1 protein-coding gene and 1 pseudogene are annotated in these 2470 nt (G+C 42.2%); one reads left to right on the forward strand and one right to left on the reverse strand.

Features of this window, described 5'->3' with window-relative positions:
• Window positions 1-423 precede the first annotated feature (423 nt).
• The gene (gene ushA / locus BFF42_RS15080; protein WP_000612524.1) at window positions 424-2076 is read left to right on the forward strand and encodes a bifunctional UDP-sugar hydrolase/5'-nucleotidase UshA; all 1653 of its coding nucleotides are present in this window, start codon (window positions 424-426) and stop codon (window positions 2074-2076) included.
• Between the two features lie 10 nt (window positions 2077-2086).
• On the opposite strand, the pseudogene BFF42_RS15085 reads toward ushA, so the two are convergent.
• Window positions 2087-2266: pseudogene (locus BFF42_RS15085) on the reverse strand (transposase); the annotation flags it as partial.
• Window positions 2267-2470 lie beyond the last annotated feature (204 nt).

The raw sequence follows: 2470 nt of genomic DNA on the forward strand, positions 1-2470 counted from the left end.
TGGAAAGGCTGGGCCATACTCCTCCGGCAGAAGCAGAAAAAGCTTATTATGCTTCCATCGGAAACGATGATCTGGCAGCCTGAGTTCACAGATAAAACATTCTCCAGGAAACTTGGGGCGGTTCACGTCAGTATCAGACCATATTAATTGCTGAAACTGATAAACATCAAACCTTATAGAAGGGTGAATGCTGAAAGGGGGCTATGGTGATCGACGTGATGACAACGACAGGTAAGACCGTGACCTGATAAACCTGAATTGTGTCCTAGACATAAAGTCCGTGAAGGGAATAAGGCTCAGGTAAGTGAATCTTATAGTGGCCCGCAGCTCTGACTGCAATAAGGCCGGATACAGAGCAGCAACTACTCGTCGATGTCAGAACAACGGAAGCCTTGCAAACGGGGATGCGTTCATACAGGTACAATGATACCGTTAAAAAAAAACATTACGCTAATAATGTTCACCCTGTCATTACTGACAGGAAATCCTGCTATAGCGTATGAAACAGATAAAGTATATAAAATAACCGTTCTGCATACAAATGACCACCATGGACACTTTTGGCGTAACAATCATGGTGAGTACGGGTTATCCTCCCAAAAAACTCTGGTGGACAATATCCGGCAGAAAGTAATAAATAATGGCGGAAGTGTTCTATTATTATCTGGTGGTGATATTAACACCGGTGTACCTGAATCAGACCTTCAGAAGGCTGAACCCGATATTCGTGGAATGAATCTAATTGGTTATGATGCAATGGCCGTCGGTAATCATGAATTTGATAATCCTCTAAATATATTACGTCAGCAGGAAAAATGGGCCACATTTCCTTTCCTTTCTGCTAACATATATCAAAAAAGTACAGGGAGGCGTTTATTCAGTCCATGGAAAATTTTCATCCGTCAGAATTTGAAAATTGCAGTCATTGGCTTGACGACAGATGATACTGCGAAAACAGGAAATTCTGAATATTTTACTGATATTGAGTTCCGTCAACCTGCTGCTGAGGCGAGGAGTGTCATTGATGAACTTAATCAGCAGGAAAAGCCAGATATTATTATTGCGGCAACACATATGGGTCACTATGACAATGGCGAGTCAGGTTCGAATGCTCCTGGTGATGTTGAAATGGCTCGCAGTTTGCCGACTGGCTCATTAGCAATGATTGTGGGAGGACATTCACAAGCTCCTGTCTGCATGGCCAGCGATAATAAAAAACAGTGGAATTATATTCCGGGGACAACCTGTGTACCAGATAAACAAAATGGCATCTGGATTGTACAAGCGCATGAGTGGGGAAAATATGTCGGTCAGGCTGATTTTGAATTCTGTAACGGTACAATGAAACTGGTTAATTATCAGTTACACCCAGTTAATCTCAAAATGAGAATTACCAGAGAAGATGGAAAAACGGAATTTTCTTTTTACACCCCCGAAATTACTGAAGATCCACAGATGTTATCCTTACTGACACCATTCCAGAATAAAGGCAAAGCACAACTGGATGTGAAGGTTGGGGTTGTGAACGGACGTCTGGAAGGGGACAGAAGTAAAGTTCGTTTTGTTCAGACCAGTATGGGCCATCTGATTCTGAGCGCTCTGACAGAACGTATTGACGCAGATTTTGCTGTTGTCAGTGGTGGGGAAATTCGAGATTCCATAGAGAGTGGTAACATCACATACAAAGATATACTGAAAGTTCAGCCATTTGGTAATACGGTAGTAAGTATTGATTTGACGGGGAAAGAAGTAGCTGACTACCTAGCTACAGTGGCACAGATGAAACCGGATTCCGGAGCCTACCCACAATTTTTGAATACCAGCTTTGTAGTCAAAAAAGGAAAAATCGAAATGCTAAAAATAAAAGGTAAATCGGTTGACCTTAACAAAAAATATCGTATGACAACATTTAGCTTTAATGCTACTGGTGGGGATGGCTATCCACGTATTGATAATAGACCCGGATACATAAATACCGGATTTATTGATGCTGAAGTACTTATCGAATATATCCGGGAACATTCACCGCTGGATGCTGCTTCATATGAACCAAAAGGTGAAGTCAGTTGGCAGTGATAACGTAATTGACGATCATCACGTGTTTTTTGCTGACAGTCGCTGTGACTTTGTGAAAGTAGTCTCTGCGGATGTTTGCGATATGGGAATGCAGTTGCTGTATTTTGTGTTTCTGCTTCTGCCAGTTGTTGCTGAATTTAACCTTGCGGCTTAACTGATGTTGGAGCGCTGCCAGCTTCTTCGTCAATTTCGCTGATTAAAGTTTATTCATTATGGCATGATCTGCGTAAGCGGCTCGTCAGAACCGTATTGATATTTACTAAGAGCTCAGATCAACTTTCCAGGGCAACAGATCGCGGGTAATGCTGCCAACTTACTGATTTAGTGTATGATGGTGATTTTAAGGTGCTTGCGTGGCTTCCATTTCCATCAGATGTCCTTCCTGCTCCGCTAC

The organism is Shigella sp. FC1661 (assembly GCF_001712525.1).
Lineage (GTDB): Bacteria > Pseudomonadota > Gammaproteobacteria > Enterobacterales > Enterobacteriaceae > Escherichia > Escherichia coli.

Bases quoted from the DNA above. Each gene is read 5' to 3' on its own strand.
- ushA (WP_000612524.1), top strand. From the start codon at position 424: ATGATACCGTTAAAAAAAAACATTACGCTAATAATGTTCACCCTGTCA.